We start from the raw sequence: 20,231 nt of genomic DNA, 5'->3' as shown, positions 1-20,231 counted from the left end.
TATTGGTGAAGTTGTAGGAGAAAGGTAAAAATGATGAATAAGTATTAATAAGCCTATCATTTAATAGACTTATTAATATTGCAGGGAGATGCTCAAAAAGGCATTGGATAACGGTTAAATACGTCAGCGATTTTATCGTTAGCTTCATCGCTTAATTGCACAGAAAAAGCATCGATATTTTCTTTTAACTGCGCCATTGATGTAGCGCCTATGATTGTTGAGCTTACGCCATCCACTTGATTACACCAAGCCAATGCAAGTTGTGAAGGGGTTAAATTAAAGGCGTTAGCAATTTCAACATATTCAGCAATCGCAGCGCGAGATTGTACTGTGTCTCTAAATAAACCATTACGTTGCACTAGCGTCCAACGACTACCTTCAGGGCGAGCACCATTTAAGTACTTACCGCTTAACATGCCGCCACCTAGCGGTGACCAAGGTAGGTAAGCAATATCTTCATGAATACATTGTTCAATTAAATACGGCCAATCTTTGGCGTGCAGGAGACTAAATTCGTTTTGAATAGAAACCATACGCGGAAGGTTATGCTGCTCACTTAAACGCAAGTACTGGCTAATGCCCCAAGGAGTGTCGTCTGATAAACCACAGTGCTTAATTTTGCCAGCCTTGATACAGTCATTTAGACCTTCAAGAATATCTAACATACCCGCGATATTTTGTTCAGTGTCAGCTTCTGAGAAACACACTTTACCTGGCCACTGTTTACCAAAGTGCGGTGATGTACGGTTAGGCCAATGTAATTGGTATAAATCGATAACCTCAGTTTGTAAGCGTTTAAGAGATGCATCAACGGCTTCAACCACTGCTTGGCGAGTAATATCGCCTGCATCGCGGACCCACGGTAAGCCGTTACCTGCTATTTTAGTGGCAATGACAAGATCATCGCGTTTGTCTTTATTTCGCGCTAACCAATTACCGATGATCTCTTCTGTTTTACCGTAGGTGTCAGGAGAAGGTGGTACGGCATACATTTCGGCGGTATCAATAAAGTTAACGCCTTTATCTAACGCATAGGCGATTTGTTCATCGGCATCGGCTTGGTTGTTTTGCATACCCCATGTCATGCTACCTAAGCAGACACGAGATACATCAATACCACTTCGACCAAGTGGGCTATAAAGCATAATAGATCCTTGTTAATCGCTAGAATGGGCTTTAAGTGCAGTTAATAACTCATCATTTAACTGAGCTTTTTTACCCGTTTTAAAATTAAACATAACCACTTGTGATGAGCCAATGGTTGTTACTGCGTCTTGGCTTTCACTAAATACAGTGTAATGCATCATAAAGCGATCGTGTTCAATGTCACTAATCTTAACACCAACATGCACCGTATCAGGAAATGTCACAGGGCGTTTATAGCGAGCATTGTTCTCGCTGATCACCGGACCCACACCTGTTACTTGTAAATCTTTAAGAAAGCCTAGTTGAGTGAAAAAATCGATACGAGCTGTTTCGAAGTAGCGAAAGTACACCACATTATTAACGTGTTGTAGGGCATCCATTTCACCCCATGCGACATTTATTTTGGTTCTGATAGGGTGTTGTTCTATAAACGATTGCATAGTAAATCTTCATTGATTGTGAGAAAACTTAGGTTAGCAATATGATGCTTTTAGCTCAAGGAAATTAGAAATCTCAGTAAATCGTGCTAGATTTATAAGTTCACGCTTACGTAAAGTGTGAGTAAAATGAACACACATTAAAGGACCTTAATTATGCAGCAACTAACCTTGAGGGTGATAAAGTGGATTGCACTTTTCATCTTACTTGCTCTAGCTTTGCTCTGTTATAGCATGGGCACAATGTCAGGATTTATCGCTTTAATTGTCGTGGGCTTGTTATTCGAAGCCGCCTTTTGGTTATTTGGCGCACGGCTTATCAGTCGCAAAAAACCAAACCAACAAACAAGCCAAACCTCTTAGCTTGCACTCTCAGGAAGTTTAAATATAATAACTGTATATATAAACAGTTGTTGTGTTCCTGATGAAAAAATTCATTCACATCGATATGGACTGCTTTTATGCAGCTGTAGAGATGCGTGATAACCCCGCGCTTGCCAATGTGCCTCTGGCTATAGGTGGTAATAGTCGTCGCGGGGTGCTTTCAACAGCCAACTATATTGCCCGTAAATATGGTGTGCGCTCGGCGATGTCCAACTATCACGCCAAACAATTGTGCCCCGATCTGGTTATCGTGCCCGGACGAATGCAGGTTTATAAAGAAATCTCCACGCAAATTCGCGCCATTTTTGCAAAGTACACAGACCTTATTGAGCCGTTATCGTTAGATGAAGCCTACCTTGATGTAACCGACAGTACCGCATGCAAAGGCAGTGCAACACTCATGGCACAGCAAATCCGCCAAGAAATCTATGACACCACTGGGCTGACAGCCTCAGCGGGCGTTGCGCCAATTAAGTTTATTGCCAAAATAGCTAGCGATGAAAATAAGCCTAATGGTCAATTTGTGGTATTACCCGATCAAGTTGATGACTTTTTGGCGAGTTTACCGCTTGGCAAAATTCCCGGCGTTGGCAAGGTGACCTTAGAAAAGCTGCAACTTAAAGGGCTTTACACAGGGGCTGATGTGCGTGCGAAAGGGGTTAATTGGATGCAGCAGCACATTGGTAATTTTGGCGTCTCTTTATATCAAAAGTGTGCAGGCGAGTACGTTGGCAAAGTGTCAACTGAGCGAGTACGAAAGTCACTCAGTGTTGAGCACACCTATGAATACAACAAAAATAATTTAGACGAGTGTTTAAGCCAGTTACCCCGTTTGATGGATGAATTAACCCGCCGTCTTGATAAACAACAATTAAACAACCGCATCAATAAATTATCGGTAAAAGTAAAATTTGCCAATTTTGTCGTGACCAGTGCCGATCAAAGCCACCATCAATTAGACGAACGCATTTTTGCTGAGTTAATGAGCAAAGCCTATGAGCGAGGTAATAACCAGCCAGTACGCCTGTTAGGGATAGGTGTCGGAATAAAGAGTCAGGCTCACGAGCATTTTCAGCTGAGTATATTAGACTAAAGGTTAACACCTTGGTGCTTGAAAGTTTGTTAGTGTCTAGTTGGGGTGCTAGGCCTGCCTAGTTCAACACCTTAGACAACATTATAACTTAATAAGAGAGATGACTATGCAATCGGTCGTAATCGTGCTGCTCGGAATAGTCGGTATGTTGTTCGGATGGTTCTTTTATTCGAAATTCATCGCCGAAAAAATATTTAAAATGGATGATAATTTTGTCACGCCAGCTCATGAACTTGAGGATGGTGTGGATTATGTGCCAACTAACAAAGTTGTGTTGTGGGGCCACCATTTCACTTCTGTTGCAGGTGCTGCGCCAATTGTTGGCCCTGCTATTGCCGTTTATTGGGGCTGGGTGCCTGCGGTACTTTGGGTGGTATTTGGTACTATCTTTTTTGCTGGTGTTCACGACATGGGGGCTCTTTGGGCCAGCGCGCGTAACAAAGGCAAATCAATGGGCGCTTTATCTGAAAGCGTAATTGGTAAGCGTACCCGTGCGCTATTTATGATTGTGGTGTTCTTAGTGCTGCTGATGGTGAATGCGGTATTTGGTGTGGTGATTGCCAAGTCATTTGTATCGCAACCTAACGCGGTATTCCCCGCTTGGTCAGCGATTGTAGTGGCCTTAGTTATTGGCCAGTTACTACGCCGTAAAGTGTCGTTAATTCCGCTTTGTTTAGTTGGTGTGGGAATTCTGTATTACACCATTTACCTTGGTAGTGGTATGCCAATTTCATTACCTGATGAAATGTTTGGTCTAAGTGCGAATGCGAACTGGATCATTATCTTATTTATTTATGCTGCCATTGCTTCGTTATTGCCAGTATGGATGCTGTTACAGCCTCGTGACTTTATCAACGGTATGCAGTTATTAGTTGGCTTAGTGCTTCTTTACGGTGCGGTGTTTGTGTCAATGCCAGATATCACAGCGCCTGCGTTTAATACGCAAACGGCGGTTGATACACCAAGTATTATTCCATTGCTATTTGTGACCATAGCTTGTGGTGCGGTATCGGGTTTCCACGGTATTGTGTCTTCAGGTACCAGTTCTAAGCAGCTGAACAAGGAAACTGATGGCCGCTTTGTGGGTTACTTAGGTGCGGTAGGCGAAGGTATGCTTGCACTTATAACACTCGTTGCAGTTAGTGGTGTTGCACTTGCTGTATCACCTGAAGAATGGCATGAAATTTATAGTCACTTAGGTGCAGGTAGTGTCAGCGCCTTTATTAATGGTGGCGCAAACTTAATTGAAAGTGGTTGGGGTATCTCGCAAGAGGTGGCATCAACCTTACTTGCCGTGATGGTGGTCTTGTTTGCGGGGACTACCATGGACTCTGGCGTACGCCTGCAGCGTTATATCATCCAAGAGTGGGGAGATATTTATAATATCAGCATCATTCGTAATGGTATTGTAGCTACACTTATTGCAGTTCTAAGCTGTTTACTGCTTGCCTTTGGAGCTGGTGGCGCTGACGGTAGCGGCGGTATGATCATTTGGCCGTTATTCGGTTCGACTAACCAAATCTTAGCAAGCTTAACCTTACTGGTGATTTCGGTAATGTTAATTAAAGCGAATCGTCCAGCTAAATACACGCTTATACCAATGAGTTTTGTACTCGTTATGGCGTTCTTTGCTGGGGTTATTAAATTGGGCGAGTACTATCAACAAGGTAACTGGTTACTGGTGACACTTGATTTGTTAGTACTGGTTGTGAGCGTACTGGTTATGCTTGAAGCTTGGTCTGTAATTGTTAAGCATCGTAAAGACTCAGCACACATTACAGAGCAGTAAACTTAGCTTGCCAGCCTTATAGTAAGCTATCTTACTTGGCTGGCAATAGCGCCCTAAATCAATGATAATAAGGTCCTATGTTTTTAACAGCAGGACCTTTTTTATGGCATACCCTCATGCAGTTGCAGCCCCGCAATTAGCGGATGCAAATCACGATGCATTGATCATTATCGGTGATGATTTTTCTTCTTTAGCAGACGCAAGCTTAAGTCAAGCTATTAGCGCTCAACAAGCTGTAGACGCACGTATTGGCAAACAAGTGACATTACTTGTAATTGACTCTAAACGCGTTATTTTAGCGCCTACAGGCCCTCTGAACCGTGATTATGATGATGTACGTCGTTACTTTGATGCAGCAAAGCAAGGTGTACTAGAAGCGAAAGCATCGGGTAGCACTCAGCCTGCAATTTTACTTGCTAACGTAAATCAAGATAGCCGTTACAAGCATGCCCTTGAAGTGGCTTATTTAGGTGCTTGCCAAGCGCTATGGCAACCACTTGAGGCACGTGAGTTCCACGGCCAAGCGATTGAACCAATTAGCCAAATTAGCCTAGTGGGTGCAGACGAGGCAATGAGCAAAGCGCTTAATGCTATTGCTGCAGGTCAATACGCTGCACGTGATTTATGTGGTACAGAGCCTGAGCGTATGGCACCACCTCGTTTTGCAGACTACTGCGTTGAGTTATTTGCTGGTAGTAAGGTGTCTGTTGAAGTGATTTCAGATATCAACACTATCGATAAAGATTACCCAATGATGAGCACCGTAGCGCGCGCATCTTATGCTGTTGAGCGTCATCACCCACGTGTTGTAAAACTAGAATACGTGCCTGAAGGCGATGTTGAGCGTACCTTAATGTTTGTTGGTAAAGGTTTAGTTTACGATACCGGTGGTGCAGACCTTAAAGTGGGTGGCTTTATGGCAGGTATGAGCCGTGATAAAGGCGGTGCTGCTTCGGTTGCTGGCTTTATGAAATCAGTGGCTGACTTTGCACCAAAAGGCGTAAAAGTGATTGCTTACTTAGCCGTAGTTCGTAACTCAATTGGTTCTGATTGTTTTGTTCCTGATGAAATCATTACTAGCCGCGAAGGTGTACGTGTTCGTATCGGTAACACAGATGCTGAAGGCCGTTTAGCTATGGGCGACTTACTAAGCGAAATGAAAGATCGCGCTTTAAACGAAGTGAATCCAGAGCTATTCACTGTTGCAACACTAACAGGCCACGCAGCACGTGCTATGGGTCCTTACAGTGCGTATGTTGAAAATGGTCCAGCTCGCGCGGCGAAAATTTCGCGCCAAATTGCTGACTTAGGCGATTTATGGGCAGATGCCGCAGAAGTATCTCGTAGCCGCCGTGAAGATTATGACTTCATTCGCCCTCGCACATTAGCTGATGACGTACTATCAAGTAACAATGCAGCTTCTGCTGTAACTGCACGTGGTCATCAGTTCCCGATGGCATTCTTAGCGATTGTTGGTGGTTTAGATAAGCATGGTACTGAATCAGCGCAGCCATTACCGTATGTTCATATGGATATCGCAGGCAGTGGTGTAGAAGGTGGTGATTGGCAACATGGCAAGCCTACCGCCGCAACAGTAAGCAGCTTATTCGCTCGTTATTGTTTGTAAGTTGTAAGTTTAAAAAGCATAAGCTTTAGACACAACCCTGTGCTCTAAAGCCTATGCTTGGTCAGGTTTAGTCTTTTATGTTCTTCTTTCGGTTTCTACGAATAAAGCACAGTGCGCCGAGCATTAGTGTAAAGTAACCTGATACACTGCCGCTTGCTTTATCATCTGGGGTTGCATGCTCTGGAATACCATCTTTATTGGTGATTGTGATTACTTCATCAGCGTATTTTTCATTGAATGATTCAGACTCTAATACGAGAATGAAGCGTCTTGAGCCATCTACCTCTGAATTATCAATAATGTCGATCGTAATGTTTTTTTGTGTTTCGCCTTGAGCAAAGGTAAGTACTTCATCAAGAGCTGTAAAATCAGTGCCGCCGACCGCGCTATCATCCGTCGTTTTTATACGAACTTTTGTTTCAAAATCGGTTGGATCGGATTTGATTATACCAACTAATAGTTGGCCGCTATTTTCAGATATTTGTGTGTCTGAAATGTCTAACTCATAGCTGAAATCAACATCGTTGTCTTCAATCGTTACAATTGATTCATTGAAGATTATGTCACTTTCATCAGATGCTAGTTTGATATTAAAAGAGCGAGAACCATCAACTTCATTATTATCAAATATATTTATAGCTAGTTCTTTTTCAGTTTCTTGGCTCGAAAAAGTAAGGGTCTCATCAAGTGCTGTATAATCTTCTCCAGCAATAGCATCCACGTCTTCGGTGTAAATTCGTATTTTCGAACTACTATCTAAGCCTGAGTTTTTAATGACCTTGAATGTTACTTCATTTTCGTCTTCGGCTATATTGAGAGTATTACTATTAAATTCATAATCTTGCTGAGGTTGAGTGCCCGAAACAGTGAAAAGATCAAATGACGCATCACCTTTTTCACCTTCTATGATATGACTTAGTCTCAGCTGTGCGGGAGTTGTTCTGTAGTTAGATAGATCAACCGTCACTTTTTCCCAAATGTCGCCGTCGGAGTGTTGTTGGCCTTCTTTTCGCCATAACTCAGCCCACGTTTGCGCATTATCGGCGGATACCTCGATAATACTAGTTCCCATATCTTTGCCGTGCATATTGAAGTAAAACTCCAATGTCGGTTTTTCGATGAAGCTCAAGTCATAGCAAGGGCTTAAGTAGTTTAATTTGTCACCTTTTTTGGCATATACAATGTCATCAAAATCAGTGTCATCCCGTTTGCTACTATCAATTTGTAAATAGCTGTGCCCCTCAAAGGGTTCATCAGCACCTGTTCTGCTTGAATTTGAATCAGGTGAGGTTCTAAAAAAGAAGCCGTTATTAGCTACATCTTGAACCCATGGCTGCGCTATTTCTTGATTAAAATTAAAGCCATCTATATGTGGGAATTGAGTAACTATAATTGAGTTTTCGCAGTTTGGTACGGTTCTACCTTCACCAAATTGATTAAAAAGATGGTATTTATCTCTTTGCAAAACGTACTGCATACGGTCTATTTGTTGTGCAGAAAAGTGCGTACGGCAGGTATTTTTTCCTTGGCTCATTATGTTTTTGGCATCAGGGGCGTAGGGAGTACCTTCTTCATCTTCGGCAGAGCCTGTGTATTCGCAATTTTCAATATCATCATCTAAGTCATCAAAAGAAGGAGGGGTGTCGATTATCTGGTCACCGTACAAGTAGCCACGTTCACCGATTTGCACTGAAATAGGTTCATCATCACCATCGGCAAAGGTATGCAATAAACTGAGGTTATGGCCGATTTCATGTGCGAGTGTCGTTGTAACAAGATCTTCTGTATCAATTAACACACCATCTACGCCAAAGTAAGGAAAAAACGCATTACCATTGACGCCATCAAAGTCTGCGACCATGACATTTAAAGCTGATTTATCAAAATAAGGCTCAATAAATAACACTCTATTGTCTGGTGAGTAATCGTCGTCATAAAAACCAGGCATCTCTTCGTTGGTTACGAAGTCAGTAGATTTATAGTGATATGAGTAACCTGTACCTTGATAATGTGAATTTAAGTTTTCAATTGATTGCTCAATAGTGGCTTGGTCAACTTTGGCATTAGCGCCATCTTTATCGGTTGCTGCAACTATAAAGTGTAATGGAATTTGTTTTGTTTGAGTTGTATCTGCCAGCGCTTGATTAGTTACTCCGAGTAGCGAGTAAGTGCAAATTGCAGCTAACATAGTACGCTTTAAGTGTGTGTTCTTTTTGGGGTGTATGTTTCTTGAAGGCACTTTGGTATCGCTCCTTATTATTTTTGTAATAGTGATTAAATGCCAATGGCAATTTAATTCAGCACACCTCATTAGTTCCTTTTTAATTTATTTATGTAAATCTCGTTAATATCTATTTATCATCTTTTTTATCTATTTAATAAAGGTCTAATTAAATCAGTGGGTTGTGTTTTTGGTGGCTTCAAAAATTACTAGGGGATAAAAAAGAAAGGTTATAGAAAAACCCCGCAAATCATTGCAGGGCTTTTGAATTGCTGTGATCAATCGAGTTTGAAACGGTTAACTACATCGCTCAATGCTTGTGAGCTATGCTTTAAATTATCACTGGCGTTGGAAAGTCCTTGGGTATTCGACAGTGATTGCTCGGTTGATTGAGAAAGCTCATTAATCCGCAAGTTAACTTCATCTGCGGCGCTGGTTTGTTGCTCGGTAGCGCGGGCAATTTGGCTATTCATATCTTTGATAATAGTGACTAGTCGTTCAATTTCACTGAGGGAGCTATTTGCTTCACCTGCCTGTGAAACCGTTTCACTTGATAACTGCTGACTTGCTGATACAGCATCAACAGCAGCTTGTGCACCGGTTTGTAGTTTACTGATCATGGCTTGAATTTCGTCAGTACTTTTACCTGTGCGACTTGCTAATGTACGTACTTCGTCAGCTACAACGGCAAAGCCTCGGCCTTGCTCACCAGCACGTGCTGCTTCAATGGCTGCATTGAGTGCCAGTAAGTTGGTTTGCTCTGCAATGCTGCGGATAACATCAAGTACTGAGCCTATGTTGTTACTCTCTGCAGCAAGGTCGGCAGTAACCTTACTCACTTGTTCAATGTTACGCGACAAGGTTTCAATGGCTGTTATTGTCTTATTAAGAACTTGCTTACCCGTTTCTGCATTTTGTGCAGCTTCGTTAGCGGCATGCTCAGCTTGTTCAGCATTCTGACTAACATCATGAATTTGATGGGTCATTTGTTCCATCGCTGTGGCCACTTGAGTTGAGCTATCGTTTTGCAGTTCTATAAATGAATGGTTGGTTTTGCTGGCATCATCAACGCTGTGGGCAAACTGATTCACTTGCTCTGCGTTGTCGGCAACATGTTTTAGTGACTCACGCATTTTGGCCGTGTACAAATTAAAGTAGCGCGACAAACGAGACACTTCATCATTGCCGTTTTCATCAAGCTTTTGAGTTAAATCACCTTCACCTTGTGAGATATCTTTCATCATATTTGCGGCAAGTTGTGTCGGACGAAGAATGCTATTGGCAATTAGGTAGCTAAGCGCAACCAGTAAGGCAATAATCACTACCGCGGTGATAATGACATGGGTACGAAGTGACGAGAACGCCTCTTCAATGGTATCAATGTAGACACCAGAGCCAACAATCCATTGCCACTTTGCAAACCCTTTTACGTAGGCAATTTTATCAACGGGCTGATCTTTACCTGGCTTTGGCCACTTATAGGGAATAAAACCCTCTCCTTGTTTTTTGACGATATTAACCATATCGACAAATAACAACACACCATCTGGATCTTTACTGCCCGCTAGCGATTTACCATTTAATTCTGGCTTAAACGGGTGCATGACCATAACGGGTTCATAATCGTTGATCCAAAAGTAATTGTTATTGTCATAACGTAGTGCAGAAATTGTTTCGAGGGCTGCTTGCTTGGCTTGTTGCTCACTCAGCTTACCTTGCTCAAACAACGCATAGTTATGCTCGATAATAGAGTAGGCTGACTCAACAAGGTTTTGGGTTTTTATGTATTGCTCTTGCTTTAGCGAGCTGTATTGCTGCGTTAAACTCGAGACGCTCAAAAATATCAGCCCTATCACGACCACACTCACTAACATGGCGAGGCGCTGAAAAATTGTAAAACGGCGTAAGTAATTCATGTGTGTTCCTTCGTCATGCTCATAAGAGCAATGTATTAAGCGTAGCCAAAATAGGTCGAAAATCTAGTTAAATAGTAGAATACATTGAGACAAAAAAAAGGCTGATTTAACAATCAGCCTTTAGTCTAAGTTACCGAAATTAAACGTTATTACTCAACGTTAAAGTGTCGGTTGAAGAAACTTGTGATGGTTTGGTGTAAGTGCGTTTGTACGCTCTTGCCACGTAAACTGTGTTTTGAGCCCGGGTAAGTCATCATTTCGAACTGTTTTTCTTGATCTTGCAGTTGTTTGAATAACTTAGTGGCGTGAGTGAATAACACGTTATCATCAGCCATACCGTGATAAATCATCAGCGGGCCTTTTAAGCCTTCAGCATACGGGAAAACTGCACTTGCTTCGTAACCTTTCGCGTTAGTTGCAGGGTGACCTACATAACGCTCAGTGTAGTGAGTGTCGTAAAGTGCCCAATCAGTAACTGGCGCACCAGAAACACCGGCTTTGAAGTAGTCGCCCGCTTTAAACATAGTCATAAGCGCCATATAACCACCATAGCTGTGGCCATAAATTCCAATACGTTCAGGGTCAACGTAATCAAGGGTGCGTAAGAACTCGACACCTTTGATTTGGTCTGCCACTTCAGCCACACCTAAGTGCTTATAAATCACGTCTTCAAATTTTTTACCACGGTTGTATGAACCACGGTTATCAAGTTGGAAAATAACATAGCCTTGTTGTGCCATGTACTGGAAGTATAAGTTTTTACTACGCCAGCTGTTCGTTACACGCTGAGCATGAGGGCCGCCATACACGTTAACAATAACTGGGTGCTTTTTACCGTCTTGGTAATTAGTTGGCTTGAATAAACGGTAATGCATGATTTGCCCGTCTTCAGCCGTTAGTGTGCCGTATTCTGGGGTGATCAAATCAGCTAGGTAAGGCGTTAATGGGTGTGACTTATCTAACTTGTTTTCTTCAAGCCAAGTGATAAATTCGCCATTAATTTTACGTAATGCCGCAGAGCCAGGCTTATTCACTGATGAGCTGTTATCGATAAAGGTTTTGTTATCTTTAGCAATTACCACATTATGGTAAGCACCTAGCTCAGTTACGCGCTTAATTTCGCCTTTTTTGAATAGCGGTACGCTGTAAAGGTGGCTCTCAAGTGCTGTATCTTTACGACCTGCAAAATACACGATGCCTTTTTTCTCATCGATACCTTTTAAGCTATCAACAACCCATTCACCTTGGGTGATTTGACGGATCATTTCACCGTTTGTGCGGTATAAATAAAGGTGTTTAAAACCGTCGCGCTCAGATGCCCAAACGAAATGCTTTTTATCGTTTAAGAATTGCAAATCAAAGTGTAGGTTAATCCAAGTATCACTGGTTTCTGTTAGGGCAACCGTTTGTTTTTTAGTGTCGCTATTATAAAAACGTAACTCTAAGTTATGTTGCGAGCGGTCTTGCCACTGATAAGAAAGCGTTTTGTTATCTTTTAACCATTTTGCGCGAGCGATATAGATATCTTGATCGTCGCCTAAATCAACCCAGTCAGTTTTTTGATTGTTGATGCTTACAACACCTAACTGAATTTTAACGTTGTCGGTACCTGTAAACGGGTAGCGTTGGTTAAAAAGCTTTACTTCATCGGCGTAAATTTCATTACGGATCGCTTCTTTTACTGGGCTTTCATCAACACGGGTATAAGCGATTTTAGACTCATCACCAGACCACCAGTAGCCAGTCATACGGCCCATTTCTTCTTGCGCAACAAACTCGGCCATACCGTTTTTAATAACACCGCCACCATCTTTACTTAATTGGATTTCTTGACCCGTTTTTAAGTTAAGTGCGTATAGGTTTTGCTTACGAATAAACGATACGAAGTGCCCTTTAGGTGAGAAGCGTGCATCGGTTTCAAATGCGTCTGTGTCGGTTAATTTGCGGCTTTTAGCTGAGGCAAGCTCGTAATAGTAAAGGTCGCCATTAAGTGGGAATAAAAGCGCTTTACCATCTTTAGACCATTTATATTCTAAGATCCCTTTACCAAAAATACGTTGGCGCTCACGGCGTGCTTTTTCTTCATCAGATAAGTTTTCTGGACCAGAAAATAGCGCAGCAGAGTCAACTAATAAGCGGTTTTTGTTATCTTTTAAGTTGTATTCCCATAGATCGTAGCGGTTGTAATCATCGGTTTTACCTTGCAGGTAAGTGACACGACTGCCGTCTGGAGAGAATTTAAGTTGTACAGGCGCTTTGCCTGCTAAGCTTGGATCGTCAAAAATACGCTCAAGTGTGAGTGGTTCAGCAGTCACACTAAATGCAGTGGCCACCACTGGCAGAGCAAGTGAGAGAGATTTAATTTTTTTTAGCACAGGAGTACCTTCGCTCGAATAAAAACTGCCATGATGTTAATGGTAAGCTTAGGCAACTGCAACAAAATGCTATAAAGTAGGATTTGATTACCCAATATCAAAGGATTTATTGATGAAAAATACTGATACGTCGTTTTCTCTGGCCCCAGAACTACAACGCGACTGCATTGAACTTGCGGATTGGCCACTGTGTAAAGTATTGCTGATGAATGATAGCCAGTACCCTTGGTTTATCTTAGTGCCAAGAGTTGCAGACGTTAAAGAGATTATCGATCTGTCTGAAGAGCTACAAATTACCTTATTACAAGAGTCGGGCAAACTGAGTAAGTTGTTACAACAGGTATTCAGCCCAGACAAACTCAATATAGCAGCATTGGGTAATATGGTGCCGCAATTACATGTTCATCATATTGCACGCTTCACTACCGATCCGGCTTGGCCAGCGCCTATTTGGGGGAAATTACCGGCAGTTCCATATAGCGATGAACAAATAGAGCAACTAAGAGCACATTTTTAATCAATCATATTAAATTGCGCTAAGCTAAGTAGATGCGAAAAATAAGAGACTAATAAAAGTGAAAAGCACAGTAATAGCCGTATTGGCTTTTCTATGTTCATTTTCCGTAACAGCAAAAAGTTATTACTTTGTTGGGAGCCATTTCCCCGCAATCTTAGAACAAGATCAACAAGGTACAGTGATTGGTTTAGGTGCTGATATTGCTCATGAAATTTGTCGACGTCTTGGGCATGAACTCGTCATCGATATCATGCCACTAAAGCGTGCTTTAAAAATGGTTGAGCAAGGCCATGCAGATGCCATTATCGGTCCTTATAAGTCTCTTCAACGTCAACAATATATGCAATTTAGTGCCTTGCCATTTTATGAAGATCCTATTGTCTTTTTTACCAAAAAAAATAGCGATGTAACTTGGGCTGGTAATTTCGCAAGCTTACGTAAAGACGTGATTGGTATTACTCGGGGTTGGAATTATGGTTCAGAATTTAAACGCAATAAATCAAGTTTAACTTTGTCAGAAGTGGCGAGTGTTAAAGCTAGTTTTTTACAGTTAATGCATAATCGAGTTGATCTAGTGATGACTCACCCGCGAGCTGCTCTTCCGATTATTGATGATTTATCAATTTCTAGTAAGGTTATCATGCTGTCGCCAATCATTACGGTGAATCAAGGCTATTATGGTTTCACTAAGCAACGGGAGCTTAATGAGTTTATAGATGACTTTAATTCAGAGTTTAATAAGATGTTGATTAGTGGTGATATAGTCCAGCTGAATAGCAAATATGGATTAAGTTTTGTCGCACGAGAATAATAAAAAACGCTGCAATTGCAGCGTTTTTTATATCAGACAAGGCTGGTATTAAAGGCCTAATACTTCTTTGCCTTGTTTGAAAGTAACATCAACTGGGATATTAGCTTGGCTTAATTTTTCTAAATCTTTCGCTAGCTCTGCTTTGATCTCACCATGAGTTGCGATTAGCTGATCAACTTTTTGGTAATCACCGTCACCTTGAATCGTTAAGATTAAGCGCGATAGTTTTTCCATTGCTTGGCTCATTTTCTCCATGTTAACGCTGTATAAGCCGTCAGCATTTTTAGAAAATGCGCCTTCTTCAGCGAAGAAGTTAAAGCGGATCATATTCGCTTTACCATGTGCGCTTGAAGCACCAAAACGCACTGAACGGAAGATACCAGCCATAAAGGTGATGTAGTAATCTTCTAATGTACCGTCAGTGATCTCGCCTTTCTTAAGTAATTGCTCAACCATGTAAAGACCTAAGATATCCGCTTTACCTTCTTCAAGGGCACTTGCATGCTCTTGCAATGATTGGCGAACAGTACCCTTACCCGTAATGGTGTTTTTAATGCCTAAACCGTGCGCTACTTCGTGGAACATAGTGTTTGCGAAGAAAGCGTCAAAGGTAATGTGTTTACGTTGCTCAGGAACAATTAGCTGCTCTGAAATAGGCACTAAGATTTTATCGAACTTAGCACGCATTGCGTTTTTAAGCTGTAAACGACGTGTGCCTTTTTCTAGCTGTACTTGCTCATCATTTGGCAAGTTGATAGCAATTGTTTTACTACCCGCATTTGAGTGGCCTGCGTAATAAACGACATCATAAGCATTTAAGTCAGCGTCTGAACCTGGGACTTCTTGCTTATATTTTTCGTCTACAGGTAAACCTTTTTGTAGCTCTGGTAAGAAAGCAGCGAATTTAGCTAAACGCTCGCTCCATGCCAAGTCTTTGATTAGTACATAAGATTCATACGCCGCACGGTAACCAAATAGTTGATCTTCATAGGTTTCAATAGGACCAATAACCACATCAATAGGGTTATTTTTCATATCCATCCATGCAAAATCAGATGGTTGAAAGTCATCATTTACTAGTGCATCTGCACGCATGCTTAAGTAGTTAGCGAATTCTTTATCATCAGCTAGCTTGCTTGCTTCACGTAACAAGTTGGCTGCTTTTTCTAGCTCTTGTGCGTACTCAACAGAGTAAGCTACACTGTAAAGAAGGCCTTTCTCGTCACGTTTGATCACTGAGTAAAGACCTGTTTTGTCATCAACGATTGCGTTGTTTAATTCTTCTTTAGTGATATCGCTTGGGTAAAATTCAGCGCCTAGAGGCTTTTCTTCATAACCTGATAAGAAAACTTGGTCGCCGTTTAAGCGATCCCAAGGGCCGTAGTTGATATCTGCAAACTTCTGAACTTTTTCATCATTGATTTTTGCTAAGAAAGCGTCTTTGTTCTCACCAAATGCTTGGCGCCAGAATAGCTCATCCATAATTTTTGAGGCATCGATCAACTTACCAACCATTTGCTTTTGGTTATCACTCAGGTGGCTAAGATCAGAAGTAAGTGTGAAGTCTGTGTAAATGTCTAAACGGTTTTCATCTACATTGATAAGTTGTGGGTTGTTCTGTTCAATACTTTGCTTTGTTTGCTCTGCAGCAGGCTGAGTTTGAGAAGTGGTTGCTTGCTGATCAGAACATGCACCAAGAAAAACAGCACCAGATAAGATAAGTGCTTGGCTAATTTTATTTAATGTCATTTTGCCCGTTCCCGATTTTAGTGAGAGTCATTGTTATTAAAACAAAAAGTGTATGCATTAAAGCAAACCTGTCATATACATGGCAAGTATACAGCGCTAGAAGCGATATTTATTTATCAGTTACATGATTAAAAAGCATAAAAAGAGATAATTTCTGTGATTTTCTTAACTTTAGCGTTAAGTTAGACAATACTAAAACAAGAACTAATCTAATAATGTCAGTCATTAGTTTGTCTTTATTTTGGCAAACTAACCCAAGAGGATGGCACGCATATGTCAACAGAGAATGCATTACTGACCATATTGGTCGACAGAATAAATAATGACACTTTAGTGTTACCGACATTACCTGAAGTTGCAGTAAAAGTGAGGCAAGCAGCAGATAACCCAGAAGTAAACTTGATGGATATGGCAGATGTTATCTCCCATGATCCTGCGTTATCGGCACGAATGATTAAAGTGGCCAACAGTGCATTTATGGGGCGCTCAGTTAAAGTCACCAATCTTCATCAAGCCGTCACACGAATTGGTCTTCGTCAAATCAAAAATATTGCCACCGCAATGGCGATGGAACAATTGTTTGTATCGCATAATGAGCTGATAAAAGGGTATATGGATAAAGCATGGCAAAAAACCCTTAAAGTTGCATGTCACTCAATTACTCTAATGGACTTTTTCTTACGTCGAAATAAGCAAACATCACTGAACCGAGATACCATTACGCTAGCTTCATTAGTCTATAACATAGGCGTGTTGCCAATTTTGACTGAGGCTGAAAAGCACCCTGAAGTTTTTGCAAATCCAAGTTTTTTGGCACACGCTATCCAAAAATTAGGAGGCAAAGTAGGTGGCGCAATTATGCGTGCTTGGGGCTTTACTGATGAGTTCGTCGAAGTTGCTGAAAGCTGGGCAAATCCAAACTATCGTCCAGAGCATATATGCTATGTTGACTTTATTCGTATTGGTGCGATTTTAGAAGGCATCTTGCAGGTTTCTGACAAATCGGCAGCATTGCAAACATACGTAGATAAAGGCGTAATAGAATCGCTTGAGTTATTTAATGAAGACGAATATCACGATATGCTTGATGAGGTCAAAGCCATTTTTACTGAATAGCTAAAAACACAAAGCGCGACCAAGTCGCGCTTTGTGTTAATTAACATTTAGGTTAATTTTATAAATCTTCAGCGTCGCCTAAGCCTTGGGTCAGCTCTTCTAGCAACTGTTTAATTTCTTCTGACGCTAAGATGAAGTCAGCATCAAGTTTTACCGCCATATCTTCTTTTGGAATGTCGGCGTTTTCTTCTTTTAATGTTTCTGAATAGCTTAGACGCTTAATCGAACCATCGTTTTGTAGCATGAACTTAACGCGTTCTTGCCAATCAAGAGCCAGTTTAGTTACGCGCTTACCATTTTCTAGGTGTGACTTTACTTCGTCACATGATAAGTCATGGCCTTTCAATTTAACCTGAGCACCACTGTCATCGGCTTCTTCAAGCTCTGCATCGTTACCGATAGAGAAGCCTTCAGGAGTGCTGAAATTAGTTAACCAATCTGTTAAAAATACATCTAAATCATAATTAGCAAATGCAGGTACGACAGGTAGCGTGCCAAGTGATTTACGAAGTAGGGCTAAAAGCTCTTCTGCTTTATTAAAGCTTGCGCTGTTAACGACAACCCAGCCATTTTTTTGGTCAATAAACGCAAACTGTAGGCTCGACTTTTTAAATGCTTGAGGCAGTAAAGTGTGCAGAATATTTTCTTTTAGTTCGTCTTTTTCTTTTTTCTTTACCGGACGGTTTTCTTCCGCTTCGATTTGCTCAACTTTCTCTGCAACCAATTCGTTGATAACGGCCGCAGGCAGTACTTTTTCTTCACGCTTAGCGCATACTAAAATGCTGTCTTGAGAGAAGTGAGATAGAGTTTGACCATGCTTACCAAAGGCTTTTGTCCAACCAAATGTTGAAAGCTCTTGGCCTGTACATGAGCGGAACAGATCTTGTTCTAGGGCTTTGTCGAAGTCTTCTTGAGAGTATGAAACGTCTTGTTTAAAACGGTAGCAGATAAGGTTACTAAACCACATAATTAGGCTAATCCTTTCAATAAATTTGCCCAATCATAACAATAAAAAACTGATGTCGAAATGAATCATTTCGCCATCAGTACGAAATGCTTATGAGTTAAACATTGAGAGCGGTTTAGGCATGTTTTTTGGGAAACTAATATGGTAATGCAAGCCTTTTCCAACTTCGCTTGTTACTTCTATATCACCGCCAAGGGTTTGCTTCACTAAGTTTAAAGTGATATGAGTACCTAACCCACTGCCACCCTGATCACGCTTGGTTGTGAAGAACGGGTCAAACAGTTTTTCTAGCTGATGTTCGGATACACCATTACCATTATCTTTAAAGTCGATAACGACTTCATCTTCTTCGTCTTTAATTATGATATCTATGATGCCACTTTCAATACCTTCAAAGCCATGAATAAGTGCGTTCATGATCAAGTTTGTAAAAATTTGGCTAATAGCGCCTGCAGGCAGGTTGAGCGTTAAATCTTCAGGGCAATCTAAATTGATATGATGAGATGTTTTCTTTAGTTTTGGATGTAAAGAGCGGATCACTTCACCTAAATACTCTTTGAAATTAATAGTACGTACTGCTTCACTAGCTTGATCGACTGCAATTTGTTTGAAACTTGCAACCAACTCTGATGCACGGTCTAAATTACTAGTAAGTAAGCTAGTGCTTTGCTTGGCGTCATTAATAAACTCTTCAAGCGCTTTTGGTGATAGGGTTTTTTCTTTGTATGCCGCTTCAATCTGATCTAAACGTTCTTGTAAAAATGAAGTCGCAGTCACACCAATCCCGATTGGTGTATTTACATCATGGGTAATACCTGCAACTAAGCCGCCTAAAGCAGCCATTTTCTCGGAGCCGACTAGGCGCTCCTGTGCTAAGTTCAACTCATCAACATAGCGCTGTAACTCAGTTTGCTTGGTTATGAGTTCTTGTTCAGTTTGTTTACGAAGGTCTATCTCTTCAGTCAGTGTTAGCTTTTGTTTTTCTAATTCATATTTCTGTTGCTGCAAATCCATCATCGCTTGGCTAAGGTTAGATGTTTTGCGCGCGACTTCTTGCTCTAATTGTAAATTATGTTGGTCGAGTTTTTCATTACTAAGTACAAGCTCTTTCTGAGTATGTTCCAGTTCTTCTCGGTAGAGAACAACTTTATCTATTAAACGGTTAAAAGATTCTTCCATTACTTTTAATTCGTTGTGTTCAGTTGTGTGGATCTCGATATGGCGGCCTTCTAAATCGTTTAGTTCAAGATCTTCAATTTGTTCTGTAAATTGCGCAAGTGGTTCAGTTAAGCGTTTTCTAAATGCTAATAAGAAAAGTATGATCAAAAAGGTGGTTTTGATCATTGCGTTACCGATTAGAAAATAAATAGAGATCATGATGCGGCTAAATACCACTTCTCGGCTTGAGAATAAGGTTACATCGCCTACTTGAGTTGTTTTACCCGAAAACTCAAAAATAAGCGGAAATGTATAGCCGAATAAACCGGATGGTGTATCTTCAATTATCGCTTCTTCTTGCACTAACTGCTGGCTATATAGCTCGTGAATATCTAATGAGCGACCTAATTGTGAGAGTACCTCGCCACTATCATCGCGCACAATAATGCCTTCGATCATAGGAATTGCGAGTAAGCCTTCAGCTGTTGTGATGGTTTGTTTATCGTTAAGCTCCCAAATTGCACGGGTTAAACTACGGCTAAATGTTTTTTGTAAAGTGGTTAATTCGTCACGAATGTAATCTTTAGTGTTTACATATTCAGCAATAACCTGCCCACAGGTCACTACAAAAGTGAGTAAGAAGTAGACCGAGAGCACATTTGTTAACAATTCTTTTGATAGGCTTTTCTGTAACATAGAATACCCATAGCTCCTTGGTTACATTTGTAATACATTCAATTAGTTCTAAAGTTAGCTAATAAACGGTTAAAAATAAATAAATAAATCCTTTTTTACTGGAGTATTTATAAATTGTTACTATTTTTTAAAAAAACTTAACCTTACTGCACCAATAAAAGTGTGTTATAAATTTCGCTCGTTTTTTACTTTAGCCTTTTTAGATGTTGTATTTGCTACAGCGAAGATT

At 40.9% G+C, this 20,231-nt stretch carries 15 protein-coding genes; 7 read left to right on the top strand and 8 right to left on the bottom strand.

Annotated features, from left to right (window positions below; all coding sequences use genetic code 11):
• Positions 1 to 92: 92 nt before the first annotated feature.
• Positions 93 to 1,145, bottom strand: coding sequence for an aldo/keto reductase (locus L1266_RS06825; RefSeq protein WP_054552596.1), 1,053 nt, complete (start codon positions 1,143 to 1,145; stop codon positions 93 to 95).
• A gap of 12 nt (positions 1,146 to 1,157) precedes the next feature.
• Positions 1,158 to 1,586, bottom strand: coding sequence for an acyl-CoA thioesterase (locus L1266_RS06820; RefSeq protein WP_054552595.1), 429 nt, complete (start codon positions 1,584 to 1,586; stop codon positions 1,158 to 1,160).
• A 153-nt stretch (positions 1,587 to 1,739) separates the two neighbouring features.
• Between L1266_RS06820 and L1266_RS06815 the strand changes: the two genes are divergently transcribed.
• The 4 genes from L1266_RS06815 to L1266_RS06800 all read left to right on the top strand — a co-directional run bounded on the left by L1266_RS06815 (position 1,740) and on the right by L1266_RS06800 (position 6,476).
• Positions 1,740 to 1,946 (top strand): hypothetical protein, encoded by a 207-nt coding sequence (locus L1266_RS06815; RefSeq protein ID WP_054552594.1) that lies wholly within the window; start codon positions 1,740 to 1,742, stop codon positions 1,944 to 1,946.
• A gap of 61 nt (positions 1,947 to 2,007) precedes the next feature.
• Positions 2,008 to 3,060, top strand: a complete 1,053-nt coding sequence (gene dinB, locus L1266_RS06810) for a DNA polymerase IV (protein WP_054552593.1) — start codon at positions 2,008 to 2,010, stop codon at positions 3,058 to 3,060.
• A gap of 106 nt (positions 3,061 to 3,166) precedes the next feature.
• A complete protein-coding gene (locus tag L1266_RS06805; protein WP_054552592.1) occupies positions 3,167 to 4,849 on the top strand; it encodes a carbon starvation CstA family protein in 1,683 nt (560 codons plus the stop codon).
• 103 nt (positions 4,850 to 4,952) lie between these two features.
• Positions 4,953 to 6,476 carry a M17 family metallopeptidase gene (locus L1266_RS06800; RefSeq protein ID WP_187490580.1) on the top strand — a complete coding sequence of 508 codons (1,524 nt, stop codon included), beginning with the start codon at positions 4,953 to 4,955 and terminating at the stop codon, positions 6,474 to 6,476.
• A gap of 67 nt (positions 6,477 to 6,543) precedes the next feature.
• Here L1266_RS06800 and L1266_RS06795 read toward each other — a convergent pair whose 3' ends face one another.
• From L1266_RS06795 to L1266_RS06785, 3 genes are all read right to left on the bottom strand, one after another.
• A complete protein-coding gene (locus L1266_RS06795) occupies positions 6,544 to 8,664 on the bottom strand; it encodes a Calx-beta domain-containing protein (protein ID WP_235377145.1) in 2,121 nt (706 codons plus the stop codon).
• Positions 8,665 to 8,975: 311 nt separating this feature from the next.
• Positions 8,976 to 10,613, bottom strand: a complete 1,638-nt coding sequence (locus tag L1266_RS06790) for a methyl-accepting chemotaxis protein (protein WP_054552589.1) — start codon at positions 10,611 to 10,613, stop codon at positions 8,976 to 8,978.
• Positions 10,614 to 10,762: 149 nt separating this feature from the next.
• The gene (locus tag L1266_RS06785) at positions 10,763 to 12,988 is read right to left on the bottom strand and encodes a S9 family peptidase (protein ID WP_235377144.1); all 2,226 of its coding nucleotides are present in this window, start codon (positions 12,986 to 12,988) and stop codon (positions 10,763 to 10,765) included.
• Between the two features lie 112 nt (positions 12,989 to 13,100).
• Here L1266_RS06785 and L1266_RS06780 point away from each other — a divergent pair, with 112 nt between their 5' ends.
• Together L1266_RS06780 and L1266_RS06775 are read left to right on the top strand one after the other, a co-directional pair.
• Positions 13,101 to 13,505 carry an HIT domain-containing protein gene (locus L1266_RS06780; RefSeq protein ID WP_138600394.1) on the top strand — a complete coding sequence of 135 codons (405 nt, stop codon included), beginning with the start codon at positions 13,101 to 13,103 and terminating at the stop codon, positions 13,503 to 13,505.
• Between the two features lie 58 nt (positions 13,506 to 13,563).
• On the top strand, positions 13,564 to 14,316 hold the full coding sequence (locus tag L1266_RS06775) for a substrate-binding periplasmic protein (RefSeq protein WP_054552586.1): 753 nt from the start codon (positions 13,564 to 13,566) through the stop codon (positions 14,314 to 14,316).
• 48 nt (positions 14,317 to 14,364) lie between these two features.
• On the opposite strand, the gene L1266_RS06770 is transcribed toward L1266_RS06775, so the two are convergent.
• The gene (locus L1266_RS06770) at positions 14,365 to 16,065 is read right to left on the bottom strand and encodes a dipeptidyl-peptidase 3 family protein (protein WP_235377143.1); all 1,701 of its coding nucleotides are present in this window, start codon (positions 16,063 to 16,065) and stop codon (positions 14,365 to 14,367) included.
• Between the two features lie 273 nt (positions 16,066 to 16,338).
• On the opposite strand from L1266_RS06770, the gene L1266_RS06765 reads away from it, so the two are divergent.
• Entirely contained in the window at positions 16,339 to 17,181 is an 843-nt protein-coding gene (locus tag L1266_RS06765) for an HDOD domain-containing protein (RefSeq protein WP_054552584.1), read from the top strand.
• A 58-nt stretch (positions 17,182 to 17,239) separates the two neighbouring features.
• On the opposite strand, the gene rdgC is transcribed toward L1266_RS06765, so the two are convergent.
• Positions 17,240 to 18,148, bottom strand: coding sequence for a recombination-associated protein RdgC (rdgC, locus tag L1266_RS06760; RefSeq protein WP_054552583.1), 909 nt, complete (start codon positions 18,146 to 18,148; stop codon positions 17,240 to 17,242).
• Between the two features lie 90 nt (positions 18,149 to 18,238).
• Positions 18,239 to 20,002, bottom strand: coding sequence for a sensor histidine kinase (locus L1266_RS06755; RefSeq protein ID WP_054552582.1), 1,764 nt, complete (start codon positions 20,000 to 20,002; stop codon positions 18,239 to 18,241).
• Between the last annotated feature and the right edge of the window lie 229 nt (positions 20,003 to 20,231).

Source organism: Pseudoalteromonas sp. Cn5-37, assembly GCF_021532495.1.
Lineage (GTDB): Bacteria > Pseudomonadota > Gammaproteobacteria > Enterobacterales > Alteromonadaceae > Pseudoalteromonas > Pseudoalteromonas simplex.
Note: the sequence above shows the minus strand (reverse complement) of the source record. Positions and strands in the feature narration are given on the sequence as shown.

Bases quoted from the DNA above. Each gene is read 5' to 3' on its own strand.
- L1266_RS06820 (WP_054552595.1), bottom strand. From the start codon at position 1,586: ATGCAATCGTTTATAGAACAACACCCTATCAGAACCAAAATAAATGTC.
- L1266_RS06765 (WP_054552584.1), top strand. From the start codon at position 16,339: ATGTCAACAGAGAATGCATTACTGACCATATTGGTCGACAGAATAAAT.
- L1266_RS06770 (WP_235377143.1), bottom strand. From the start codon at position 16,065: ATGACATTAAATAAAATTAGCCAAGCACTTATCTTATCTGGTGCTGTT.
- L1266_RS06780 (WP_138600394.1), top strand. From the start codon at position 13,101: ATGAAAAATACTGATACGTCGTTTTCTCTGGCCCCAGAACTACAACGC.
- L1266_RS06800 (WP_187490580.1), top strand. From the start codon at position 4,953: ATGGCATACCCTCATGCAGTTGCAGCCCCGCAATTAGCGGATGCAAAT.
- L1266_RS06795 (WP_235377145.1), bottom strand. From the start codon at position 8,664: ATGTTAGCTGCAATTTGCACTTACTCGCTACTCGGAGTAACTAATCAA.
- L1266_RS06825 (WP_054552596.1), bottom strand. From the start codon at position 1,145: ATGCTTTATAGCCCACTTGGTCGAAGTGGTATTGATGTATCTCGTGTC.
- L1266_RS06815 (WP_054552594.1), top strand. From the start codon at position 1,740: ATGCAGCAACTAACCTTGAGGGTGATAAAGTGGATTGCACTTTTCATC.
- L1266_RS06755 (WP_054552582.1), bottom strand. From the start codon at position 20,002: ATGTTACAGAAAAGCCTATCAAAAGAATTGTTAACAAATGTGCTCTCG.
- rdgC (WP_054552583.1), bottom strand. From the start codon at position 18,148: ATGTGGTTTAGTAACCTTATCTGCTACCGTTTTAAACAAGACGTTTCA.
- L1266_RS06805 (WP_054552592.1), top strand. From the start codon at position 3,167: ATGCAATCGGTCGTAATCGTGCTGCTCGGAATAGTCGGTATGTTGTTC.
- dinB (WP_054552593.1), top strand. From the start codon at position 2,008: ATGAAAAAATTCATTCACATCGATATGGACTGCTTTTATGCAGCTGTA.
- L1266_RS06790 (WP_054552589.1), bottom strand. From the start codon at position 10,613: ATGAATTACTTACGCCGTTTTACAATTTTTCAGCGCCTCGCCATGTTA.